Annotated in this window: 19 protein-coding genes; 9 read left to right on the forward strand and 10 right to left on the reverse strand. The window is 63.5% G+C overall.

The window, feature by feature from the left end; genetic code table 11:
- Window positions 1-201: 201 nt before the first annotated feature.
- Window positions 202-732: a hypothetical protein gene (locus tag NKI96_RS19875; RefSeq protein WP_023694704.1), complete on the reverse strand. Its 531-nt coding sequence runs from the start codon at window positions 730-732 to the stop codon at window positions 202-204.
- Entirely contained in the window at window positions 725-1,333 is a 609-nt protein-coding gene (locus tag NKI96_RS19880) for a CGNR zinc finger domain-containing protein (RefSeq protein WP_023694705.1), read from the reverse strand. Before NKI96_RS19880 ends, NKI96_RS19875 begins: the two co-directional genes overlap by 8 nt.
- An 89-nt stretch (window positions 1,334-1,422) precedes the next feature.
- Between NKI96_RS19880 and NKI96_RS19885 the strand changes: the two genes are divergently transcribed.
- The 4 genes from NKI96_RS19885 (at window position 1,423) to NKI96_RS19900 (ending at window position 5,968) form a co-directional block, all read left to right on the forward strand.
- Window positions 1,423-2,328: a branched-chain amino acid ABC transporter permease gene (locus tag NKI96_RS19885; RefSeq protein WP_023695936.1), complete on the forward strand. Its 906-nt coding sequence runs from the start codon at window positions 1,423-1,425 to the stop codon at window positions 2,326-2,328.
- A 197-nt stretch (window positions 2,329-2,525) separates the two neighbouring features.
- Window positions 2,526-3,131, forward strand: coding sequence for a TRAP transporter small permease subunit (locus tag NKI96_RS19890; RefSeq protein ID WP_023671348.1), 606 nt, complete (start codon window positions 2,526-2,528; stop codon window positions 3,129-3,131).
- Window positions 3,128-4,906 carry a TRAP transporter large permease gene (locus NKI96_RS19895; protein WP_023695938.1) on the forward strand — a complete coding sequence of 593 codons (1,779 nt, stop codon included), beginning with the start codon at window positions 3,128-3,130 and terminating at the stop codon, window positions 4,904-4,906. Before NKI96_RS19890 ends, NKI96_RS19895 begins: the two co-directional genes overlap by 4 nt.
- Before the next feature lie 33 nt (window positions 4,907-4,939).
- Entirely contained in the window at window positions 4,940-5,968 is a 1,029-nt protein-coding gene (locus tag NKI96_RS19900; protein WP_023695939.1) for a zinc-dependent alcohol dehydrogenase family protein, read from the forward strand.
- Window positions 5,969-6,219: 251 nt separating this feature from the next.
- Here the strand turns inward: NKI96_RS19900 and NKI96_RS19905 are convergent, their stop codons facing one another.
- Entirely contained in the window at window positions 6,220-7,329 is a 1,110-nt protein-coding gene (locus tag NKI96_RS19905; RefSeq protein WP_023695940.1) for a TRAP transporter substrate-binding protein, read from the reverse strand.
- 294 nt (window positions 7,330-7,623) lie between these two features.
- On the opposite strand from NKI96_RS19905, the gene NKI96_RS19910 reads away from it, so the two are divergent.
- Window positions 7,624-8,397: a gamma-glutamyl-gamma-aminobutyrate hydrolase family protein gene (locus NKI96_RS19910; protein ID WP_023695941.1), complete on the forward strand. Its 774-nt coding sequence runs from the start codon at window positions 7,624-7,626 to the stop codon at window positions 8,395-8,397.
- Window positions 8,398-8,407: 10 nt separating this feature from the next.
- Here the strand turns inward: NKI96_RS19910 and NKI96_RS19915 are convergent, their stop codons facing one another.
- From NKI96_RS19915 to NKI96_RS19935, 5 genes are all read right to left on the reverse strand, one after another.
- Window positions 8,408-8,818 carry a hypothetical protein gene (locus NKI96_RS19915; protein WP_023695942.1) on the reverse strand — a complete coding sequence of 137 codons (411 nt, stop codon included), beginning with the start codon at window positions 8,816-8,818 and terminating at the stop codon, window positions 8,408-8,410.
- Window positions 8,819-8,900: 82 nt separating this feature from the next.
- Window positions 8,901-9,881 (reverse strand): 2-hydroxyacid dehydrogenase, encoded by a 981-nt coding sequence (locus tag NKI96_RS19920; RefSeq protein ID WP_352805724.1) that lies wholly within the window; start codon window positions 9,879-9,881, stop codon window positions 8,901-8,903.
- Window positions 9,878-10,900 carry a LacI family DNA-binding transcriptional regulator gene (locus NKI96_RS19925; RefSeq protein WP_352805761.1) on the reverse strand — a complete coding sequence of 341 codons (1,023 nt, stop codon included), beginning with the start codon at window positions 10,898-10,900 and terminating at the stop codon, window positions 9,878-9,880. Before NKI96_RS19925 ends, NKI96_RS19920 begins: the two co-directional genes overlap by 4 nt.
- A gap of 65 nt (window positions 10,901-10,965) precedes the next feature.
- Window positions 10,966-11,850 (reverse strand): DMT family transporter, encoded by an 885-nt coding sequence (locus NKI96_RS19930; protein ID WP_352447225.1) that lies wholly within the window; start codon window positions 11,848-11,850, stop codon window positions 10,966-10,968.
- 182 nt (window positions 11,851-12,032) lie between these two features.
- On the reverse strand, window positions 12,033-12,935 hold the full coding sequence (locus tag NKI96_RS19935) for a LysR family transcriptional regulator (protein WP_023694713.1): 903 nt from the start codon (window positions 12,933-12,935) through the stop codon (window positions 12,033-12,035).
- A gap of 128 nt (window positions 12,936-13,063) precedes the next feature.
- On the opposite strand from NKI96_RS19935, the gene NKI96_RS19940 reads away from it, so the two are divergent.
- The gene (locus tag NKI96_RS19940; protein ID WP_023689240.1) at window positions 13,064-13,852 is read left to right on the forward strand and encodes an alpha/beta fold hydrolase; all 789 of its coding nucleotides are present in this window, start codon (window positions 13,064-13,066) and stop codon (window positions 13,850-13,852) included.
- On the opposite strand, the gene NKI96_RS19945 is transcribed toward NKI96_RS19940, so the two are convergent.
- The gene (locus NKI96_RS19945; protein ID WP_023694715.1) at window positions 13,849-14,256 is read right to left on the reverse strand and encodes a DUF2000 family protein; all 408 of its coding nucleotides are present in this window, start codon (window positions 14,254-14,256) and stop codon (window positions 13,849-13,851) included. The genes NKI96_RS19940 and NKI96_RS19945 overlap by 4 nt on opposite strands.
- A 46-nt stretch (window positions 14,257-14,302) precedes the next feature.
- Between NKI96_RS19945 and NKI96_RS19950 the strand changes: the two genes are divergently transcribed.
- Window positions 14,303-15,166: an AraC family transcriptional regulator gene (locus NKI96_RS19950; RefSeq protein WP_352805727.1), complete on the forward strand. Its 864-nt coding sequence runs from the start codon at window positions 14,303-14,305 to the stop codon at window positions 15,164-15,166.
- A 26-nt stretch (window positions 15,167-15,192) separates the two neighbouring features.
- Here NKI96_RS19950 and NKI96_RS19955 read toward each other — a convergent pair whose 3' ends face one another.
- Window positions 15,193-15,663 carry a MarR family winged helix-turn-helix transcriptional regulator gene (locus NKI96_RS19955; protein WP_023694717.1) on the reverse strand — a complete coding sequence of 157 codons (471 nt, stop codon included), beginning with the start codon at window positions 15,661-15,663 and terminating at the stop codon, window positions 15,193-15,195.
- Between the two features lie 421 nt (window positions 15,664-16,084).
- Between NKI96_RS19955 and NKI96_RS19960 the strand changes: the two genes are divergently transcribed.
- Window positions 16,085-17,137 carry a CobW family GTP-binding protein gene (locus NKI96_RS19960; RefSeq protein WP_023703656.1) on the forward strand — a complete coding sequence of 351 codons (1,053 nt, stop codon included), beginning with the start codon at window positions 16,085-16,087 and terminating at the stop codon, window positions 17,135-17,137.
- A 249-nt stretch (window positions 17,138-17,386) separates the two neighbouring features.
- The gene (locus NKI96_RS19965) at window positions 17,387-18,361 is read left to right on the forward strand and encodes a WD40 repeat domain-containing protein (protein WP_023711331.1); all 975 of its coding nucleotides are present in this window, start codon (window positions 17,387-17,389) and stop codon (window positions 18,359-18,361) included.
- Window position 18,362 lies beyond the last annotated feature (1 nt).

Genomic DNA, 18,362 nt, shown 5'->3' on the forward strand with positions numbered 1-18,362 from the left:
CAGCACCGGGGGGCGCGCAGCCAACGTAGGAGTGAGATGGCGCAGTCTTTCTCCGCTTGCAAGGCAGGTCAAACGAAATCGAAAGTGCCAGGCAAAGCGCAACGAACGATCCGCTGCCGTCGCGTATCCGGCACGAAATCGGTCCGCGGCGGTTGTCCGGCGACCGAAAATTTCCACGCAGTCGCGCCCGGCAAAGACGCGTCAGCCTTTCGAGCAATCCGGCTTCGGCTCACCCGGCAGCTTGCCGTCGGGATGGCCGGCAAGATCGGGATTGGCCGTATAGAGCTGGTCGACCACCAGCGGCCGGTCGGGAAGGATCGACTGGTCCTCGCTCGACATCAGCGTCGTGTCGATCTTCTGCAGGAACGTGCCGTCAGGACCCCTGATGCTGATGGAGATCGCATAGGGTTTGTCCTTGACGATGCAGGTGAGCGCCGGGCTCTCCAGGCTGACCTTGTCGAGCTTCGGCCAGACCTTCTGCTCGACTACCAGGGGAGGGCCGCCGGCCGGATTCTGGAAACTGGCGACCGCCACCTGGCCTTCGCCCATCGGCTGCAGGGGCCGCAGCGTCACGACATAGGTCGCCCGGGCGAGACGGTAGTTGAAGACGACGACCTTGCCGGAAACCTCGAACAGCTTGCCGTCGCCGCCGGTGTCGCGGCAGGCGCCAAGCGCAACGGCTGCAATGAGCGCAGCACCGACAAGGATTGAACGAAAAACAACCCTAAGCATTGTTGACCTCATGTGCCGCCGTGCGGCGGCGATAGTGACGGCTTGCTTTCTGGCGGTTGCCGCACACAGCCATATCGCACCAAAGGCGGCTGGAATTGCGGCTCCTGTCGAGAAACAGCCAGCTGCAATTGGGACAGATCCTGAGCCTGGCGACCGTGTCGTCGCGCAGCAGCGACAAGGCCGAAACCGCCAGCGCCGCCTCGAACGCGATCGGCGTCGATGGATCGCCGAACGGTCTACCCGGTGCGCCGATTTCGGCAGGGCTCCGATCGAGGCCGTTGGCGCAGGCCTTGAGAAAAGCGGCGAGGTCGCCGGCGGCAAGCGCACCTTTCGACACCGCGCCGCGAAACAGGCGGTCGGTCGTCTCGCGGATCGCCAGCACCACCGGCGCGATGCTGTCCGGCGAGGTCGCCTCTAGCGGTCTGCCGCCAAGCTCGGCACCGCGAAAGCCGGTTGCGGCGTTGGCGAAGCGCGCGATCTCGGCCGGATCGGCAAAACGGTCGAAAGTCTTTTCCGGATCGTTGCGCAACACCACGGTGTTGGCCGTATCGAGCGCAAGAATGCCGCCGGTGAAGCGATGTGGGCTCCAAGATACTGTCATATCAGAAATCTAACCGATAAATCGCGTTTGACAAGTTAGATTTTACGATGCAAACCTTGGCGCGGGCTCCGGCGCCCGGAAAGCTGTCTATGCTCTATTTCTTCCAGCAGGTGCTGAACGGGCTGCATTCCGGCGCGCTCTATGCGCTGCTTGCCTTCGGCTACGTGCTGACCAATGGCATCCTGCACCGGACCAATCTCGCCTATGGCGCGCTGTTCGCCTTTTGCGGCCAGACGATGATCCTGACCGTGGCCTTCGGCTATCAGGTATTGTGGCTGACCTTGCTGGCGGCAGTGGTGCTCGGCGTCGTCACGGCTTTCCTTTATGCCGCGCTGATCGGCCACGTGCTGTCGCGCAGCGTCTTCGAACCGCTGGCCGACCGCACGCCCAATGCCATTGTGGTGACGACGCTCGGCATCCTGCTGGTGCTGTCGGAAGCAAGCCGTATCGCCGCCGACACGCATGATTGGTGGCTGCCGCCGATGCTGGCGCAGCCCATCGTTTTTGCTCAGGATGCCGGCTTCCAGGCGACGCTGACGCTGATCCAGCTCATCGATTGCGCGGTGGTTCTGGCGGCAATCATGCTCGCTGCATGGGCGTTTGCCCGCTCGGGCTTCGGCCGCCGCTGGCGCGCCGTCTCCGACGATCCCAAAGCGGCTGCCATGTGCGGCGTGGACGTGCGCGCAGTGTTCCGGCATGCGGTGCTGTTCGGCGGTTTCTGCGCCGCGCTGGCCGGAATCATGGCCGCCCTTTACTACGGCAATGTCAGCTTCGGCTCCGGCCTCGTCTACGGGCTGAAAATCCTGTTCGTGACGGCGGTGGGCGGCTATCTCTCTCCGCCTCGGGCCGCGCTCGGTGCGGCCGCCTTCGGCATGGCGGAGTCGCTATGGGCCGGCTATTTCCCGATCGAATGGCGCGATGGCTGGATGTATCTGTTCCTGGTCGCGGCACTTGTGCTGATCGGTCCCGGCCGCGACCAGCAGAAGATCGCCTGATCGCCGCATCCGCTGTCAGACTTTGGTTGCATGACGCAGCAGCCGGTCGGCACTTATCCCCTGCCTCCCGTCACGACGGCGTTGATCGCGCCCATGCCATGTTGACCCGCCGAACCACGCACGGCATACCGTTGGGCCACAGCGGCGCGACGGAAAATAGGGGAGCCGGCGCGCCTTCGACCTCAGGGAGGAAATGCATGGCAGGGCTGCTCGCTCTATCCAGAACGATCGACCGTATGAACGAGTTCATCGGCCGGTGGATATCGTGGCTAATCCTGCTGGCAATCCTGGTCAGCGCCGCCAATGCCATCATCCGCAAGGTCTTCGACGTCTCGTCGAATGCCTGGCTGGAACTGCAGTGGTACCTGTTCGGCGCCGCCTTCATGCTGGCCGCCGCCTACACGCTGAAACAGAACGACCATATCCGCATCGACATCGTCTACGGCATGTGGTCGCGCCGCGTGCAGCACTGGATCGACCTGCTCGGCCATGTCTTCTTCCTGATGCCGTTCGTGACGCTGATGGTGATCTATTTTATACCCTACGTGTCGCTGTCGTTCCGCAGCGGCGAAATGTCGAACAATTCCGGCGGCCTGATCATCTGGCCGGCCAAGGCGATCCTGCTCGTCGGCTTCTTTCTGCTGGCGCTGCAGGGCATCTCCGAGATCATCAAGAAGATCGCCATCATGCGCGGCGACATGGACGATCCCAATCCGTTCATCTCGGTGCACGAACAGGCCGAGCTCGAGGCGAAAGCCCTTGCCGAAGAAGCCAAGGCGCTCGCCCAGGAGGCGCGCCCATGATCGAGTTCATCGCCCAGAACATGGCGCCGATCATGTTCGCTTCGCTGATCATCTTCCTGCTGATCGGCTACCCCGTCGCTTTCTCGCTCGCCGCCAACGGCCTGATGTTCTTCTTCATCGGTGTCGTGCTGTCGCCCTATTCGGGCGGCTCGATCAACCTGGCGTGGCCGCTGCTGCATGCGCTGCCCGACAATTTCTACGGCAGCCGGGTGATGTCGAACGACACGCTCTTGGCAATCCCGTTCTTCACCTTCATGGGCATCGTGCTGGAACGATCGGGCATGGCCGAGGACCTGCTCGACACGATCGGCCAGCTGTTCGGCCCGGTTCGCGGCGGCCTTGCCTATGCGGTGATCTTCGTCGGTGCGCTGCTTGCCGCGACCACTGGCGTGGTCGCGGCTTCGGTCATCGCCATGGGACTTATCTCGCTTCCGATCATGCTGCGCTACGGCTATGACCGACGACTGGCGTCGGGCGTCATCGCGGCATCCGGCACACTCGCCCAGATCATCCCGCCGTCGCTGGTGCTGATCGTTCTGGCCGACCAGCTCGGCCGTTCGGTCGGCGACATGTATGCCGGCGCGCTGATCCCCGGCCTGGTGCTGACCGGCCTTTACACGCTCTACATCCTGATCATGTCGATCGTCCGGCCGAACTCGATGCCGGCGTTGCCGCTGGCGGCCCGCACGCTTGGCCACGGCGTGCTGTCGCTGCTCGCGGCACTGCTGGTGGCAGTCGCGGCTTCCTATGCGGCCTATCGCTACCTTGAGCCGGCGCATGGCGACAATGCCGACATCCTTGGCGCCAGCATCGGCGTGATCCTCATCTACATCGTGGCGATCGCCGACAAGGGCCTGAACATCAACATGATGTCCAGGCTGGCGCAGCAGGTGATCATCGTTTTGATCCCGCCTCTGGCACTGATCTTCCTGGTGCTGGGCACCATCTTCCTTGGCATCGCAACCCCGACGGAGGGCGGCGCCATGGGCGCGGTTGGCGCCCTGGCGATGGCGGCAATGAAGGGGCGGTTGTCGCTGGATGTCATCAAGCAGGCGCTGGCGTCGACCACCAGGCTTTCCTCCTTCGTGCTGTTCATCCTGATCGGCGCGCGGGTGTTCTCGCTGACCTTCTACGGCGTCAACGGCCACGTCTGGGTCGAGCATTTGTTGACGTCGCTGCCGGGCGGCGAAGTCGGCTTCCTGATCGGCGTCAACATCCTGGTCTTCGTGCTCGCCTTCTTCCTCGACTTCTTCGAGCTCGCCTTCATCATCGTACCGCTCTTGGCGCCGGCTGCCGATAAGCTCGGCATCGACCTGATCTGGTTCGGCGTGCTGCTCGGCGTCAACATGCAGACAAGCTTCATGCACCCGCCTTTCGGCTTTGCGCTGTTCTACCTGCGCTCTGTCGCCGCGCGCGTGCCCTATCTCGATCGCCTCACCGGCAAGCAGATCGCGCCGGTGACCACCGGCCAGATCTATTGGGGCGCCGTGCCCTTCGTCTGCATCCAGGTGATCATGATCGGGCTGACCATCGCCTTCCCGCAAATGGTCATGCGCTACAAGGGTGCGGCCGTCGATCCGGGAACGATCGAGATCAACTTGCCTGATATGCCAGGCCTTGCGCCTCTCGGCACACCACCACCAGCCAACGGTGGCCCATCACCCGCGGCGCCACCGTCGAACGATCTCTCGCAGCCGCCGAATTTCGGCGAGACGCCGCCCGCCAAGCCGGCGCCGCCGGCGACCGACCTGTCGCAGCCGCCGAACTTCAACTGATGTGTGAACACTGAGAACCTGAGTGAGGATGTCATGAGAGCCGTGCGCCTGGAAGCCGTGGCCAGCATTGCGCTACGGGAGGTCGACAAGCCTGTTGCGGGACCGCAGGACGTTCTGGTGCGCGTTGAAGCCTGCGGCGTTTGCGGCACCGACCGTCACCTCCTCCACGGCGAATTCCCTTCGAGCCCGCCGGTGACGCTTGGTCACGAATTCTGCGGCATCGTCGAGGCTGTCGGCGACGCGGTTTCCGGCATCGCCATCGGTGACCGTGTTACCGGCGATCCCAACATCTTCTGCGGACGCTGCAGTCATTGCCGAGCCGGCCGCGTCAATCTGTGCAGCAATCTCAGGGCCATCGGCATCCATCGCGACGGCGGCTTCGCCGACTACGTCGTGATGCCGCAGAACCAGGCCTTTCTTCTGCCTGCGAACCTCAAGCCAACGCATGGCGCCTTCTGCGAGCCGCTGGCCTGCTGCCTGCACGCTGTCGACCTCGCCGGAATCAGACCCGGCGCTGCCGTGGTGGTGCTTGGTGGCGGCGTCATCGGCCTGCTTACCGTGCAATTGGCGAGGCTCGCAGGAGCGGCGACCATCATCCTGTCGACGCGGCAGGCCTCCCGCCGGGCGCTCGCTGAAGAACTCGGTGCAACGGCGACGGTCGACCCAAACGCGGTCGACCCGATCGAGGCGATCGCCGGCCCAGCCGGTCTTGTGCCCGGCGGGGCCGACGTGGTGCTCGAATGCGCCGGTGTCCCCGATACCGTCGAACAATCGATGCGGCTGGCGAAGTCCGGCGGCTCGGTGGTGATCGTCGGCGTGATGCCGCAAGGCGTGAAAGTGCCCTTCGAACCGTTCGACATCCTGTTTCGCGAACTGAAGGTTCTCGGCTCGTTCATCAACCCCTTCACCCACAGGCGGGCGGCGGACCTTGTCGCGTCCGGCGCAATCGAGATCGACAAGCTCATCTCAAGGCAGGTCGGCCTGGAGGAAGCCGCCTCGGTGATCGCCAATCCGGCAGCGCCCGGCGAGGTCAAGGTGTTGGTGGTGCCGGGCAGGGAATGAAGGGCAGCCTCAATCCTGCGACGTTGGCGATTGGCGAAACGACGATGACCGCGTCCCTCTCCCCGTCACTATACGGGGAGAGGATGCCGGCAGGCAGGTGAGGTGCAGCGTCAACGCTTGGAGAGATAAGCTATAATTTCGGGGCGGCTACCAAGCCCAAGGCGATCAATCGCCGAAGTTTGCGCCGCCCCTCATCCACCTGCCGGGACCTTCTCCCCGTATAGTGACGGGGAGAAGGGACAGATCCCAGCCTACAGTTTGCCGTTGCGCTGCTGGACCATCATGAAGGTGTCGTAATTGTACTCGGCCACCTGCGCCCACAGATAGTGCTCCTTGCGGAAGCCCTTGATCGAGTCCCAGATCTTCTTGAACGGTGCGTTGGTGGCTTCCATTTCGGTGTAGACCTCATTGGCCTTCTCGAAACAGGCGGCCATGATGTCCTGGCTGAACGGGCGCAATTTCGCGCCGCCGGCCACCAGCCGCTTGACTGCTGCAGGATTGAGGTAGTCGTATTTCTGCAGCATGTTGGCGTCCGCCGCGTGCGCGGCCGTGTGCACCAGCGACTTGTAGGCCGGCGAAAGCTCTTCGTACTTCGCCTTGTTGAACAGGAGATGGACGGTCGGGCCGCCTTCCCACCAGCCGGGATAGTAGTAATAGGGCGCGACCTTGTAGAAGCCGAGCTTCTCGTCGTCATAGGGGCCGACCCATTCGGCGGCGTCGATCGTGCCTTTTTCCAGCGCCGGATAGATGTCGCCACCGGCGATCTGCTGCGGCACGACACCGAGCTTCTGCACCACTTTGCCGGCAAAGCCGCCGATGCGCATCTTGAGGCCGGACAGGTCGGCGACGGTGTTGATCTCCTTGCGGAACCAGCCGCCCATCTGCACGCCGGTGTTGCCGCCGGGCAGGCCGAAAAGACCCTGCGTGGCAAGAAACTCGTTGAACAGGTCGATGCCGCCGCCATGATAGTGCCAGGCATTCATGCCGCGCGCGTTGAGCGAGAACGGCACTGCCGCACCGAGCGCCCATGTCGGGTCCTTGCCCCAGTAATAGTATGACACCGTGTGGCAGGCCTCGACAGTGCCGGCAGTGGTGGCGTCGGCGGCCTGCAGGCCGGGCACGAGTTCGCCGGAGGCGAAGACCTGGACCTGGAAATTGCCGTCCGTCGCTTCCGACAGCATCTTGGAGAAGACTTCCGCGCCGCCATAGATCGTATCGAGTGACTTGGGGAAGGATGACGCCAACCGCCACGTCACTTTCGGATTGGACTGGGCGATTGCCGGTGCGGCTAGCGTCGCGGCAGCCGCCGCGGCGCCCACGCCGGTGACCCCGGCCTTGCGGATGAATGAACGACGATCCATGCAGAACCTCCCTTTTGGACCAACAAACCGACATCAGGGACATCTCCTCGCGCCCGCTGTCGATTTGCCCGAAACAATACACGGGCAAGGGGTCGAGTCCAGCATGGCGGCGGGATTTGAGGCGGCGCTAATGACAAATCCGCGAGGCGCGCGCCCGGCCTGCAACTATAGTCTAACGGTCGCGCGTGGCCCATGCGAGATGGCGAAACTTGGCATGGAAAAGCGCCTTCGGATCGCCTATTTTGCAGGCACAATAGATTATTCGCTTCGCTCCAAATGGAATCCGGACCCAAAATGCACCAGCCGCTCGTCGCCATATCAACCGACGTCCGTCAGTTCGACAACTACACTTGGCATGCCGTCCCGCAGCAATATATCGAGGCAGCACTTTCCGGCGCCGGCGTGTTCCCGCTTTTGGTGCCGTCATTCGGTGACCGGCTCGACTTCGACGAGCTGTTGTCTTCGGTCGACGGTGTCATGGTCACTGGCTCGAAGTCCAACGTGCATCCATCGCTCTATGGCGGCGACGCCAGCGAAGCCAACGGCCCCTACGACCCGGCGCGCGATTCCACCACGCTGCCGCTGATCCGCAAGGCGATCGAGCGCGGCGTGCCGCTGCTTGCCATCTGCCGCGGCATCCAGGAGTTGAACGTGGCGCTAGGCGGCACGCTTGGCACCGAGATCCAGGAGCGCGAAGGTTCGCTGGACCATCGCGCGCAGGTGAGCGACAATCAGGACGAACGTTTCGCCATTCACCAGACCATTTCGATCAAGCCGGGCAGTTGCCTGGCCGGTGTATTCGGCGCCGGCGACATCAAGGTCAACTCGCTGCACCGCCAAGGCATCGACCGGCTCGGCTCGAAGCTGCAAGTCGAGGCGGTTGCCGGCGACGGCACGGTGGAGGCGGTTTCGGTGAAGGACGCCCGCGCCTTCGCCGTCGGCGTGCAATGGCACCCCGAATACTGGGTCAAGTCGGACGGCAACTCGGCCAAGATCTTCCGCGCCTTCGGCGATGCGGTGCGGCTGCATGCGGCGGCGAAGGCCGGTGCACGGGCGGCGGCGGAATAAATCCCGACGATCAATTGCCGGCGGATTGATCCCGTTCGCCGGTTGTCGCCAGCGAAAGCAGCGGCGTGGCCGGAGCGTAGGATTCGTAGCCGTCGCCATCCGCAACCGAGAAGGTGACGATCGGGTCGGTGCCGTCGGCGCTGAACGCGATTGTGCCGTCCTCGCCCTCTCGCCAGAATTTTGCCCGCTCGATCCCCGGCAGCAACCCGCGGCAACTCGGCGCCACGGCCAACAGCGACAGGCCATCGTCAATCGCGGCGCCGCGGCTAACCGCGCAGTCGCCTTCGTCGCCATTGGCGACCAGCCTGAAGGTGGTTGCCGGCCTTGCTTCATTGGCCGAACTTTCACTGCTGCCGCCGTGAAACAGCTGAAAGCCGGCGAAAAGTGCCGCTGCCGCAATCAATGCCGGAACTTTCGTCATCTTGCACTCCGCGCCCCCCGGCGCAGATGCAGAATGATTCCAAAGCGTTAAGCCGACGTTAACGAGTGTGGCAGAGAGCCGCTCAGCTTCGTGGCTTGACTTGCGCCGTCTCAGGCACCGGGGTCAGTGGCCGGCGCTCGCTGAACCAGGATACCAGATTGTCGACGCACAGATCCGCCATGGCGCGGCGCGTATGGTGCGAGGCCGAGCCGACATGGGGCAAAAGCGAGGTTGGCGCGTCCAGCAAAGCCTTGGGCACATTCGGTTCATCGGCGAAAACATCGAGCCCGGCCGCGGCGATGGTGCCGTTGGCAAGCGCTGCGGCGAGGTCTGCCTCGTCGACCGTGCTGCCACGGCCGATGTTGACGAAAACGCCGTTGGCGCCAAGCGCCGCCAGGATTTCGGCATTGACCGCCTTCTCCGTGGAAGCGCCGCCCGGCACTACGGAAATCAGCGTATCGACCGCTTCGGCAAGGCCCTTCAGCGTCGGGTGGTATTCATAAGCCAGACCTTCGACCTTGCGCCTGTTGTGGTAGGCCACCGGCAGCCCGAACGCTTCCAGCCGGCGCGCAATGGCAAGGCCGATGCGGCCCATGCCGAAAATGCCGACATGCCGACCGCGCAAGGTCAGCCGGCTCAGGGGATAGTTGCCCTTCTTCACCCAACTGCCGTCGCGCAGCCATTTCTCGGCCTTGTAAAGTTCACGCACGGTGTTGAGCAAAAGGCCGATCGTGGTGTCGGCGACCTCCTCGGTCAAAACATCGGGGGTGTTGGTGACCATGATGTTTTTCTTGGCCGCATGGCCGGCATCGACCGAATCATAGCCGACGCCGAAGGAGGCGATGAGTTCGAGGTTGGGCAATGCATCCATCAATGCCGCATTGACGCCAGCGAAGGACGCAATGGCGCGCACGTCATGGCGCATCTCGTCGGTGACCAGGGCGGGATCGGCGCGCTCTATCTTGACCCGCTTGAAGGTGCGGTCGATGCGCTCGACCGCATGGTCGTTGAAATGTCCTGGCACCAGAACGGCGACGGTCTGCAACGCATCAGTCTTGGTCATGCACGCTCCACCGGCTTGCCGGTCGACTGGCGCACATGCAGTTCCGGCTTGATCAGTTCCTGTGACGGCCGTACCGTCTGTCCGTTCAGCTTGTCGAGCAGCGCGCTGGCGGCACGGCGGCCGACCTCTCGCTGGCCATTCCAGACTGTGGTGAGCGCCGGTGTCGCGATTGCCGCCTCCTCGAGATCGTCATAGCCGGTCACCGAGATGTCGGCGCCCGGCACCAGGCCGGCGCGGGCAATGCCGTTCATCAGGCCGATGGCGACCAGATCATTCCAGCAGCAAGCGGCGGTTGGCTTGTCTTTAAGCGCCAGAAACTGTCCAGCCGCCTCGAATCCGCCCTGCTTGGTGCGCGGCCCGGCGATGCGCCAGGACGGCCTGACCTCAAGCCCGGCGGCCTCCATGGCGTTGAGATAGCCCTGGTAGCGGTCGCGCCCGGTCGAGGTCTGGTCGGTGCCGCCGATCATTGCGATGCGCTTGTGCCCCAGCGAGATCAGATGATTGGTGGCAAGTGCCGTGCCATAGGCATCGTCGCCGCGAAACACCGGCACGTCGGCGCCTTCCACGCTGCGTGCGATCAGCACCGCCGGCAGGCCGTTTTCCTCGGCCATGACGATGTCGGAGGCCGGCGTGCCGATGGCCGGGGACATGATGACGCCGTCGGCGCCGAGCTGCAGCAGCGTATCGATGAAGGTGCGTTGCTTTTCCAGCTGGTCGTAGTGATTGGACAGGATGAAGGTCTGCCGGCTGCGGTCGAGTTCGCTCTCGATCGAGCGCAGGATCTCGGCGAAGAACGGGTTCATGATGTCATGCACGACGACGCCGACAATGCCCGAGCGCGAGGTGCGCAGTGAGGCGGCGCGGCGATTGTAGATATAACCGATGGCCCGCGCGTGCTCCTTGATGCGGTCACGCGTGGCGCCTGCGACCAGCGGGCTGTCGCGCAAGGCGAGGGAGACGGTGGCCGTGGAGACGCCAAGCGCATCCGCGATCGTCGAAAGCTTGATCTTTTGTGCCAGCCCTTGGCTCCCCGAGTTTTTTAAATTTTTTAAATGCGGCGTTATGCCATCGGATTCGGAGCAAATCAAAGTTTTTTCGCCAGAGCCTCCGCCTCGACATCGACGGTCGTGCGATTGCGCAGCCGCAAACGGTGCTCGCGATGGATGATGTAAAGGCCGCTGGCGACGATGATGGCTGCACCCACCAGCGTCCAGCGGTCGGGGAACTGGTGGAAGATGATCCAGCCGGACAGGATCATCCAGACCATCTGCGAATAGGGGTACGGCGCCAGCGCCGTGGTGGTCGCCAGGCGGTAGGCCTGCACCAGCAGCCAGTGGCCGCCGGCGCCGAACACGCCCAGCATCACCAGTATGAACCAGTGCCAGCCATCCTGCGGCAGCCCATGCGAGAACGGCAGCATCGGCAGAAGCAGCACGGCCGGCGCCAGCGCCGAAAACAGGATCAGGCTTTCCGAGGTTTCGCTGGCTGACATCCGCCGCGTCATGATGACGTAAAAACTGTTCGACAGCATCGAGCCGAGCGCGAAAAGATGGCCGATGCCGAACACGCCGATGCCCGGCCTTGTAATGACGAGCACGCCGACAAAGCCCGACAGGATTGCCAGCCAGCGCCGCCAGCCGGCCCATTCACCAAGCAGCGGTCCGGCAAGGGCGGTGATCACCATCGGCCCGAAGAAGTAGATCGAGGTGGTCTCGGCCAGTTGCAGGGTCTTGAGCGCCATGACGTTGCACATAGTCGAGCCGAACAGCAGACCGCCGCGCAGGATGTGGGCCGGCAGGTTGTTGGCGCGGAAGCGCGACGGCTCGCGCCAGCCGCGCAGGAAGACGCCGACAAGCAGGACATGGACGGTGAAGCGGGCCCAGGCGACGATCAGCGCCGAGACGCCGGCCAGGACCAGATATTTGCTCGAGGTGTCGAGAAAGGTGAAAAAGACATAGGTCGAAAGCATGAACAGCATCGCCGCGGGCGGCGTTGCGCTTTCGTCTGATTTTGCGGGAACGTTCAAATGTCAGGCCGGGCAGGGAGGATCAACGCTTAACCTTTGCGGCAATCGCCTGCGCCCGGCAAGCCAAAAGCGACTGGCACAACAGGAGCCGCGCGCAGGCTCAGCGCGGGCCGATCCTATGCCGGCTAAAGCGCCTCGCCGGATGCCACTTGCGCCTGGAGATGAAGCCACAACGCCTGGGCGACGGGTCCATGCGGTCGGTCGCGCCGGCGCACCGCCGCCAGGGTCTCCGTCCGGCCGGGCAGATGTGCACCAGCGATCGAGATCAGCCTCCTATCCCGCAGTTCGTCCTCGATCAGCCATGCCGGCAGATGGCCCCAGGCCAATCCGTGAAGGATCAGTTCCTTCTTCATCAGATGATCCGGCACCGAGCACTGATGCGCACCGTCGACGAGGAAATAGCTCTCCGGCGACGGCCGCCGCGCCGTGTCGCGGATCACGCACTGGGTGAAGGGCCGCATCTGCTCCGGCGCAATCTCGCGGCCAGGCGCGAACGGAAGGAACCCAGGCGCCACCACCGGCACGAGGGGCACCGCGCAGAGATGGATCCGCTCGAGATGCGGATCGGAAGGATCCGCGCGATGGAAGATGAGGTCAGCCTCGCCTTCCATCAACCGTTCGAGCGGACCGCCGACCGCCTCGTACTCCAGGTGCAGGCGTGTCCCGGTGCGTTCGGCAAAGAAGCCGCTGAGCATAGGCAGGATTTGCGGTCGCGGGCACAGATCACCCACGACCACACGCAGGACCGTCTCCTCGCCACTCGCCAACTGGCCCGCATAGGTTCGCAGATGGTCGAGCTCGCGCAATGTCAACTGCGCTCGCGCGTGAAACTCGCGGCCCGCCTCCGTCAGCCCCACCCGATATCCGCTGCGGTCGAGAAGTGTGAGCCCGAGCAACTGCTCGAGGCGTGCGACAGCGGCGAAGACGGATGGATGCGATCGGTTCAAGGCAAGGGCGGCCGCCTGGAAGCTGCCCTCGCTTGCCACGGCGTCAAAGCACCGTAGGTCGTGGAGTTTCAGACCATTCATTATCGCCAAAACCTACTGAGATTGTCCAATCATAGTAATTTTCCTGGATAATTACGAGGCCTAGGGTGGCTCATTCAAAGGGCGGCGGGAGCATCGAACTCCTTTCGCCAGGGTGAGATGAGGACCAGATGACTGACACGCTTTATTTTACGACGGGCGACGGCTGCCGGATCGCCTATCAGCTGGCGGGGGCCGGCCCTGTGCTTGTGCTCTCGAATTCCATTGCGACGAACCTGCATATGTGGGACCGGCAGCTTGCGGAATTTGCCGGATCTTTCCGGGTGCTGCGCTATGATCTGCGCGGCCACGGCAGTTCCGATGCTCCGGCCGGAGCCTATTCGCTCGATCGGCTGGGCCGCGACGTCCTTGAGCTGCTGGATGCGCTTCAGATCGCCCGCGTGCATTTCTGCGGGCTGTCGCTGGGCGGCTTCGTAGGGCAGTGGCTGGGTATCCATGCCCCGGACCGCATCGAGCGTCTCATCCTTTCCAACACCTCGCCACATCTCGGGCCGGCTTCTTACTTTGACGAGCAGATCCGTACTGTCCTTGCTGCGAGCAACATGTCGGCCGCCGCGGACATGTTCATGCACAACTGGTTTCCCGCCTCGATGCTTGCCGGCCCAAACGAAACCGTCGACGCGTTCCGCGCGATGGTCCTGGCGACGCCGCCCCAAGGTCTCGCGGGATGCTTCGCCGCCGTACGCGATTGCGATCTGCGCCGGACTGTCTCCCTCATTACCGCCCCCACCCTGGTGATCGGTGGAGAAGACGACAAGGTAACGCTGGCAAGCCACAGCGAGGCGATCGCAGCCAGCATCCCCGGCGCCACGCTTACACTGCTTCCGGGCGTCCATATGCTGAACGTCGAGCGGCCGACTGAATTCATGAGCGCCGTTACACGCTTCCTGCTGAATTAGGCGTGCATGCGGGCGCCCTTGGTGATCTTGTCGACGAGTTTCTTGTCGGCACGCAGCGCGATGCCGACGATCTTGGCGTCCTCAGGGCCGAACTCGGCGAAGACGGCGCGGTTGGCCGCATCGAAGCCGGTGGCAAACATCTCCTCGACATAGGCTGACGCCGTCACGCCCCGCTCCAGCGCCTTCCGGTGGATGGAGTTGAGCGTCGGCCCATCGGCCGAAAGCACGATGACCGGCTGGATCGACAGAGGATTGTAAAGGTTGCCGGCGCGGTCGCGGTAGGGTTCGCCGATAATGTCGGGGAATTGCGCGACGACGCCGCTGGTCAGGAAGGCCGTGACGTTGAGCTTTTGCCAGACGGCGAGATCGTCCCGCAGCACGATTGCAAATTTCGTATCGAACACCAAAATGAGGACTCCGGAGCACGCCCATGAAGGGCAGGGATAGGTGATGACGCACGATCTAGACGGTGAGGCGACACAGGGTCTTGGACGTTCGTGCGCGGATGAAGACCGGATCGTCTCGGCGCCTGTTACCGCTGGCATCGAGCGCATCGAGGCGCATTTCCATGGCAACGCCTTCGACCTACACCGTCATGATACACTTGCCGTCGGCGTGACGCTTTCCGGTGTGCAGCGCTTCCACTACAGGGGCACTGTCAACCACAGCCTGCCCGGCCAGGTTATCGTGCTGCATCCCGACGAAGTGCACGATGGCGGCGCCGGGACCGAGGATGGTCTGCGCTACCGGATCCTCTATCTGGAACCCTCACTGCTGCTCGACTGCCTCGACGGCGCGCCGCTGCCTTTCGTCAGGGATGCTGTGGTCAGCGATCCTGCCTTGCGTGGCACGCTGCTTTCGGCCCTGTCGCCGCTCGATGAGGAACTGGACGAGCTGTTCGTCGCCGATTTCGTTGCGGAGCTGGCGCAGCATCTGGGGCGTCATGCGGGACAGAAAGCAAAGCCGATGGGGAAGTCGGCCTCGCGTGCGGCAGCGCTGGCGCGCGGCTATCTCGAGGAGAATGCCGAGCGGTCCGTTCGTTCCGATGAGCTGGAAGCCGTCACCGGGCTCGACCGCTATGCGCTGTCACGCCATTTTCGCGCGACCTATTCCACCAGCCCGCATCGGTTCCTGCTGATGCGCCGGCTGCAAAAGGCAAGACGGATGATCGAGGTGGGCGAGCCGCTGGCCGAGATTGCCGTTGGCGCCGGCTTCAGCGACCAGAGTCATTTCAACAGGCATTTCAAGAAAGCATTCGGCCTGACGCCCGGCCGCTGGTCGGCGCTGGTGCGCGGCCCTTCGGTGGCGGCCTAGCTCAAGACACGCGGCCGCCGTGCCGGTCAGTCGTCGATGTCGGCGTCGTCGTCGACGAGCACCAGCTCCTCGTTCGACAAATTGGCCTCGATGCGGGCGAGCAGCTTGAACAGCGTCTTCTGTTCTTTCTTGTCGAGGCCCTTCAAGGCCTGCTTTTCGGTCTTCTTCACCGACTTCTCGATGGCGTGGATGATCTCGCGGCCGGTGTCGGTGAGAAAGATATGCGCCTGGCGTGCATCCGCGGAAGAGGCGCGCTTTTCCAAAAAGCCCTGGGCCTGCAGCCGGTTGATGGTCTTGGTGATGGTCGGCGGGCGCACGCCGAGGCGGCCGGCGAGATTGCCGGGCGTCTGGCCGTCCTCGCGGTCGAGCGTCAGCATGATCTGGTCCTGGCCGGCATAGAAGCCGTGCGCCAGAAGCCGCGCCGCCAGCGCGGTCCTTGCCAGCCTTGCCGCCGAATGCAGCCGGCTCATCGTTGCAGTCTTGTCCGCCTTGGCCATGGTGATCCCTCTTCGGCCGTACCGGTGCGTGCAGCATAGACGCAGCCGGCCGGTTGGCAATCGACGATCCAAAAGATTCCGGCTTTCGAAACAGCTTTGCCGGCAAGCATTTGTGGTGCTCGAAATGGTGATGCCAGATGTTTATTTCAGTTAGATGACAAACGAGTTTCCGCCAAGGCGATTGCAACGGTTTGACGCGGCGCGGCTCAGCACAGGTCAACGAAGAGGCGTTTCCGGCGACACGTTGATGGTCGGCATCCCTCGCACTCGGCCTCTCGGGTCTACCCATCCGCTTCGTCAATCCTGGGTCAAACACCCAGGCGGTTTGCCTCGTGCAAAAGGCCGGCACACATCCTATATCAGGCCAACAATCCCTTCTTGCGGCCCGCAATTCCGTGGCCCAGCCATTTCGAGGCAAGATATGAGCGAAGCACAGACGCAAATCCCCGTGACCGTTCTCACCGGCTATCTCGGCGCCGGCAAGACGACGCTGCTCAACCGCATCCTGTCGGAAAACCATGGCAAGCGTTATGCCGTCATCGTCAATGAATTCGGCGAGATCGGCATCGACAATGATTTGATCGTGGAATCCGACGAGGAAATCTACGAAATGAACAATGGCTGCGTCTGCTGCACGGTGCGCGGCGACCTGATCCGCGTCGTCGAAGGCCTGATGCGCCGTCCCGGCCGCTTCGACGCCATCGTCGTCGAGACCACCGGCCTCGCCGATCCTGTGCCGGTGGCGCAGACCTTCTTCATGGACGACGACGTGCGCTCCAAGACCAAACTCGACGCTGTCGTGGCTCTGGTCGACGCCAAGCACCTGCCGCTCAGGTTGAAGGATTCCAAGGAAGCCGAGGACCAGATCGCCTTCGCCGATGTCGTCGTGCTCAACAAGACCGACCTGGTTACGCCCGAAGAACTGGCCAAGGTCGAGGCCACCATCCGCGCCATCAACCCGGCGGCCAGGATCCACCGCACCACGCGCGCCGGCGTGGCGCTGTCCGAAGTGCTCGACCGCGGCGCCTTCGACCTGTCGCGCGCATTGGAAAACGACCCGCATTTCCTTGAGGCGCACGATCATGATCACGACCACCATGATCACGACCACGATCACCACGACCATGATCACGACCATCATCATCACGGTCACGCGCATCCCTCCGACATCCATGACGTGACCGTGCAGTCGGTGTCGCTGCGCGGCGGCGAGATGGACCCGAAGAAATTCTTCCCGTGGATCGAGAAGATCACTCAGATGGAAGGTCCCAACATCCTGCGGCTGAAAGGCATCATCGCGCTCAAGGGCGACGACGAGCGCTATGTCATCCAAGGCGTGCACATGATCATCGAAGGCGACCACCAGCGCGCTTGGAAAGACGGCGAAAAGCATGAGAGCCGGCTGGTGTTCATCGGCCGCGAGCTTGACGCCGAACGGCTGAAGAAGAGCTTTGACGCCTGCCAGGCGGCTTGATTTCCGGACTCTATGGCGCTAGCGCTGCCCGCTCTTCCTTCTCCCCTTGTGGGAGAAGGTGGCCTCGCGAAGCGAGGTCGGATGAGGGGTGCTCCAGCTCGGCACCGACGGCGATCCGTTCAACACCCCTCATCCGTCTCGGCGCTGCGCGCCGATCCACCTTCTCCCACAAGGGGAGAAGGTTGACGCCAGGCCTGGCCGCCTCAGTGGCTTCCCGGGAGTGGTGACAGCTTCATTGGAATGGTCCTGATGCCCACAGTTGCTCCCCTCGACCTGGAAGGTCACTGCCTTGCCGCCGTCTTCCTCGACAACGTGCCGCATTTTGCGCTCGCCGATGGGACAGTTCATAGGCTCGACAACGGCCACAAGACAATTCAGGCCAATGACGGCCTGCTCTCCACGTTCCATGACGCCGCCAACGACCGCCTGATCACCGGCGGCGAGGACGGCAAGATTTTTGCCGTTGCCGCCGGCGGCAATGTCAGCGAACTCGCCAGCGCCGGCAAGAAGTGGATCACCAGCGTCGCCGCCGGGCCGCAAGGCGCTATCGCCTATGCCACAGGCAAGACTGCGTTCGTGCGCTTTGCCGACGGCAAGACCAAAGAGTTTGCCCATCCACGTTCGGTCGAGGGGCTGGCCTTCTCCCCCAAGGGCATGCGCTTCGGCGTCGCCCGCTACAATGGCGCGACGCTGCATTTCCCGGCCGCCGAGGGCAGACCGGTGGAGCTGGAATGGGCCGGCGCCCATACCGGCGTGACCTTCTCGCCGGATGGCGCCTTCCTCGTCACCACCATGCAGGAAAACGCGCTGCATGGTTGGAAGCTCGCCGACGGCAAGCACATGCGCATGACCGGCTATCCCGGCAAGGTCAAAAGCCTGTCGTGGAGCGTGAAGGGCAAGTGGCTGGCGAGTTCCGGCGCGCCGGCGGCGATCGTCTGGCCGTTTTCGGGCAAGGACGGCCCGATGGGCAAGGCGCCGCTGGAGCTCGGCACGCGCGGCAACGCCATGGTGACATCGGTTGCCTGCCATCCGAGCCAGGATGTCGTCGCCGTCGGCTATGATGACGGCATGGTCATGGCGGTGCGCTTTACCGATGCCAAAGAGGTGCTGTTGCGCCGCCCGGGCATGGGCGCCATCACCGCGATGATGTGGGACAAGGAAGAGCGCCGGGTCGCCTTCGGCAGTGCCGCCGGCGACTGCGGCGTCATCGATATCTCGGCGTGAC

The sequence above is a fragment of the Mesorhizobium sp. M0292 genome (genome assembly GCF_040321695.1).
Lineage (GTDB): Bacteria > Pseudomonadota > Alphaproteobacteria > Rhizobiales > Rhizobiaceae > Mesorhizobium.

What these genes read in the sequence shown, in the direction of transcription:
- NKI96_RS19875 (WP_023694704.1), bottom strand. Translation starts at nt 732, where the DNA reads ATGCTTAGGGTTGTTTTTCGTTCAATCCTTGTCGGTGCTGCGCTCATT.
- NKI96_RS19880 (WP_023694705.1), bottom strand. Translation starts at nt 1,333, where the DNA reads ATGACAGTATCTTGGAGCCCACATCGCTTCACCGGCGGCATTCTTGCG.
- NKI96_RS19885 (WP_023695936.1), top strand. Translation starts at nt 1,423, where the DNA reads ATGCTCTATTTCTTCCAGCAGGTGCTGAACGGGCTGCATTCCGGCGCG.
- NKI96_RS19890 (WP_023671348.1), top strand. Translation starts at nt 2,526, where the DNA reads ATGGCAGGGCTGCTCGCTCTATCCAGAACGATCGACCGTATGAACGAG.
- NKI96_RS19895 (WP_023695938.1), top strand. Translation starts at nt 3,128, where the DNA reads ATGATCGAGTTCATCGCCCAGAACATGGCGCCGATCATGTTCGCTTCG.
- NKI96_RS19900 (WP_023695939.1), top strand. Translation starts at nt 4,940, where the DNA reads ATGAGAGCCGTGCGCCTGGAAGCCGTGGCCAGCATTGCGCTACGGGAG.
- NKI96_RS19905 (WP_023695940.1), bottom strand. Translation starts at nt 7,329, where the DNA reads ATGGATCGTCGTTCATTCATCCGCAAGGCCGGGGTCACCGGCGTGGGC.
- NKI96_RS19910 (WP_023695941.1), top strand. Translation starts at nt 7,624, where the DNA reads ATGCACCAGCCGCTCGTCGCCATATCAACCGACGTCCGTCAGTTCGAC.
- NKI96_RS19915 (WP_023695942.1), bottom strand. Translation starts at nt 8,818, where the DNA reads ATGACGAAAGTTCCGGCATTGATTGCGGCAGCGGCACTTTTCGCCGGC.
- NKI96_RS19920 (WP_352805724.1), bottom strand. Translation starts at nt 9,881, where the DNA reads ATGACCAAGACTGATGCGTTGCAGACCGTCGCCGTTCTGGTGCCAGGA.
- NKI96_RS19930 (WP_352447225.1), bottom strand. Translation starts at nt 11,850, where the DNA reads ATGCTTTCGACCTATGTCTTTTTCACCTTTCTCGACACCTCGAGCAAA.
- NKI96_RS19935 (WP_023694713.1), bottom strand. Translation starts at nt 12,935, where the DNA reads ATGAATGGTCTGAAACTCCACGACCTACGGTGCTTTGACGCCGTGGCA.
- NKI96_RS19940 (WP_023689240.1), top strand. Translation starts at nt 13,064, where the DNA reads ATGACTGACACGCTTTATTTTACGACGGGCGACGGCTGCCGGATCGCC.
- NKI96_RS19950 (WP_352805727.1), top strand. Translation starts at nt 14,303, where the DNA reads ATGACGCACGATCTAGACGGTGAGGCGACACAGGGTCTTGGACGTTCG.
- NKI96_RS19955 (WP_023694717.1), bottom strand. Translation starts at nt 15,663, where the DNA reads ATGGCCAAGGCGGACAAGACTGCAACGATGAGCCGGCTGCATTCGGCG.
- NKI96_RS19960 (WP_023703656.1), top strand. Translation starts at nt 16,085, where the DNA reads ATGAGCGAAGCACAGACGCAAATCCCCGTGACCGTTCTCACCGGCTAT.
- NKI96_RS19965 (WP_023711331.1), top strand. Translation starts at nt 17,387, where the DNA reads ATGCCCACAGTTGCTCCCCTCGACCTGGAAGGTCACTGCCTTGCCGCC.